The 3,636-nt window shown below is 42.4% G+C and carries 3 protein-coding genes; all 3 read left to right on the top strand.

The window, feature by feature from the left end:
* On the top strand, positions 1-650 hold a 650-nt coding region (locus GX419_13410; GenBank protein ID NLI25694.1), incomplete at its 5' end, for a RagB/SusD family nutrient uptake outer membrane protein.
* 26 nt (positions 651-676) lie between these two features.
* Complete coding sequence (locus tag GX419_13405; protein ID NLI25693.1) at positions 677-1,813, top strand: hypothetical protein; 1,137 nt, start codon at positions 677-679, stop codon at positions 1,811-1,813.
* A 128-nt stretch (positions 1,814-1,941) separates the two neighbouring features.
* Positions 1,942-3,402: a cellulase family glycosylhydrolase gene (locus GX419_13400; protein ID NLI25692.1), complete on the top strand. Its 1,461-nt coding sequence runs from the start codon at positions 1,942-1,944 to the stop codon at positions 3,400-3,402.
* Positions 3,403-3,636: the final 234 nt, after the last annotated feature.

Genomic DNA, 3,636 nt, shown 5'->3' with positions numbered 1-3,636 from the left:
TGCAGAATGAATATGAACCGGGTGATAAACGACGCCATGAAACCATCATGCAGGACGGCGATTACTATCCCGAACTCAAGAAGAAGGACGGTGGCTATACTTTTGTGGCGCAACCTAATGATGGTATTGGTGAAAATGCCTGTTTTGCTGCCATAAAAAAATATGTTATCGGTACCCCCGAAGACAACAATGGAAAAGTCTGCTTTATGTCGACCGGAATTAACACGTATGTTCTTCGTTTGGCCGATGTTTATCTTATTTACGCAGAAGCTGTCCTGGGAAACAATTCCTCCACTTCGGATGCCGATGCACTCACAGCCTTCAATGCAGTGCGCACACGTGCAGGTCTGCCCGCAAAAACCAGTATTACTTTCCAGGACATCTTCCATGAAAGAAGGATTGAGTTCGCCTACGAAGCCGACTTCTGGTATGACCTGATAAGGTGGCATTACTGGAATCCCTCAGCTGCCATTGCATTTATTAATAATCAGGAACGTGGAACCTATTACTGGCAAGGAACCACACGCATGCTGAACTCTTTCAAAATTACTGCTACCGACGATAGTTTTATTCTACCTATTCCTGCATCAGAAACAGACCAGAATCCAAAACTTCTGGAGCCACCCGTTCCGTATAATTTCGGTAAATAAGTTTTATCCTGTCAATCTGAAAGATTATGAAAAAATACATAACCACCATTTCGGAAAAACTATCCTGGCTGATGATGGCTCTGGTCATTGCTGCAGCCGGATATTTTGTCACTTCCTGTGAGCAGGAAGAGGATTATGGCGTACCCGTAATTACCAAAGTTAGAATTGTGGCAAAAGACAGTGCAATTACAGAGGGTCAGATGGGACAGATGATCGTTATTCAGGGAAAAAATCTCAGTTCAACCATGCACATCTACTTTAATAACGTGGAAGCTTTCTTTATGCCCACACTGGTAACAGACAAAAACATCATAGTAACTATCCCTGGAGTTTTTCCTACGGAAATCAATAATAAAATTACTGTCGTTACTAAAGGAGGACAAGCCACGTATGATTTCCCTGTTCTGATCCCGCCTCCGGATGCCGACACAATTCCGCTGGAGTATGTACCCGATGGTGAAATTTTGCAAATCAAGGGCAAATACTTTGTGAACCTCATTAAAGTTGTTTTCCCGGGTGAGGTTGAAGGAACCATCGTAAGCTACACCGATAAGCTGATTAATGTAAAAGTCCCTGAAGGAGCACAGCCCGGCAAAGTTAAGGTATATGCCGTAGCAGGTATGGATTCTACTGATTCCTGGTTCCGCGATAACCGCAATGTATTCGTTAACTTTGACGACAAACCTATTTGCTGGGGCGGTGATGCCTACGTTCGCGATCCCGAAACTCTCCCATCCGATTTTCCGGTAAAACCTATAAGTGGCAAGTTTTATTACCTGAAACAAGACTACGGAGATAATCAATGGTGGGTGCAGGAAACAGTGATCGCCTACTGTGGGGATTTACAGGTGGAAGGAAATCCTGCTGATTATGACCTGCGGTTTGAAATGTGGGTTGGTGATACAAAATTTGACAAAGACTGGTTTGAAGTGGGTATTGTTGATGCAGGATTTATAGAATGGAAACCTTACACAGCTAATTTTGGCGGTAAGGTATATGAAAAAACCGGCTGGATGACTGTAAGTATTCCCTTGGAAAAATGGCCTAATATTGCCGGTAAGCCTCTTAAACTCGACCGGTTTGGTTCATGGAAATCCCAATTTGCCATGACATTCGATTTTGCCTTTGATAACTTCCGGATAGTCCCTAAAATCAGAAAATGACCAACCGACCTTATGGATAGTGTTTCAGATAGCGGACAACCACGTGTTGTCCGCTATCTTTCTTTATAAACAACTGTATATAGAATTTTAAGTACATTTGATATTCTGTGTACCAAAATTGCATCTTTATGAAAATCCGTTTTCAGTTTCTTCTTGTTGTTCTCACTCTACCTTTTTTACTGAAAGCTCAGAAAAGTGTACCATTATGCCTCCACCCTGAAAATCCTCACTATTTTCTTTTTCGCGGCAAGCCAACAATTCTGATTGCATCGGCCGAGCATTACGGATCGGTTATGAACAGGGATTTTGATTTCATTAAATACCTCAATGCCCTTCAGAAAGAGGGTTTTAATTACACCCGGATCTTTTGTTCAGGGCACCTGGAAATGAATGACGCTACGTTTGGCATTGAACGGAACACCATGAATCCGCGTAAAGAGTCCTATCTGGCACCATGGAAAAAAATAAAAGACGGAGAAACCTCCTCCCCCGGAGTTTATGATCTCAACCAGTGGAATGAGGAATATTTTAAACGGCTCAGACAGTTTGTGAATGAAGCATCCCTCAGGGGAATCGTAGTGGAAGTCACCCTTTCCAGTTCCATCTACAATGCATCGATCTGGTCATACAATCCTCTGAATCCGGCAAACAATATTAACCTCCAGGAACCCAAAGACTATAAACTGGCAAATACCTTGTATAACTCTGATATGCTCATTTTCCAGGAGCGGTATATTCAAAAAATTGTAACAGAACTTAATGAATTTGATAACATCATCTATGAAATACAGAATGAACCTTGGTCTGACCACCCCTGTCTGCAGGAAATTGTTCCCAGCGACAACAAAACGCATCCGTTTGCCTGGCAAAAACTGGCCGAAATAGCCAATCCGGTTTCCCGTGCATGGCAGCACCACATAGCCGGTATAATTGCCGAAACCGAGAGCCGGTTGTCCAACCGGCATCTGATTTCGGAAAACATTTCGAATTTCAGGGCAAAAATTTCAACTCCTGATTCCCTCGTTTCCGTTTTTAATTTCCACTATGCATTGCCTGAAGCTGTCAGATGGAACTACAACCTGAATAAAGTGATCGCCCTCGATGAAACCGGTTTTATGCCCCACCGGGATTATCTTTACCGCTCTCAGGCATGGAAGTTTCTTCTTTCAGGTGGCGGACTATACAACAATCTGGATTACTCTTTTGTGGTTGGCTTTGAAGACGGAACCTGGCCTATTCCGGATGGTAACCCCGGCTGGGGAGGGCCGGCTTTCAGAAAACAGCTGAGAATATTGAAAGATTGTTTGTATTCCATGCCTTTTGTAAAAATGAAACCATTACCAACTGACAGAAACGAAATCTTTGGTCTTGCTGAAAAGGGCAGAAATTACCTGGTTTACATGGGGCAGGAAAATGTATCATCACTCCCTATTGAACTACCATCGGGAACCTATTCCATCCGTTATATTTCTCCGGTAACAGGCGATACCTTGCTAACTGATACGATAAACGTTACCGACAGCGAATGGACATTTTTCCCTCCGCAATATAAAGAAGATGTTGTTTTGATGGTAATCAGGGTAAAATAAGCCGGCTCCCATCAGGATTTAAGAATCGAATCAATAATTACTGGCTATTTCCCGGTTATGGGGATACTATCTCAAAGCAAAATCAATACCAGGAAATCTGAAATTTCCCTCGATTCATGATAAAAACGCCTGCGAATGGCATTGTATCTTGTTTAAAGATACCCAATTCGCACATAATCCTTATGAAAGCACATTTTTTAATCAGTTCATTTACATTGTATTTCATTTTTTCAG

This window comes from Bacteroidales bacterium, assembly GCA_012517825.1.
Taxonomy (GTDB): domain Bacteria; phylum Bacteroidota; class Bacteroidia; order Bacteroidales; family JAAYUG01; genus JAAYUG01.
This window is presented reverse-complemented; position numbering and strand designations above follow the sequence as displayed.

Coding starts and splice junctions, on each gene's coding strand:
- GX419_13400 (NLI25692.1), top strand. CDS start 1,942: ATGAAAATCCGTTTTCAGTTTCTTCTTGTTGTTCTCACTCTACCTTTT.
- GX419_13405 (NLI25693.1), top strand. CDS start 677: ATGAAAAAATACATAACCACCATTTCGGAAAAACTATCCTGGCTGATG.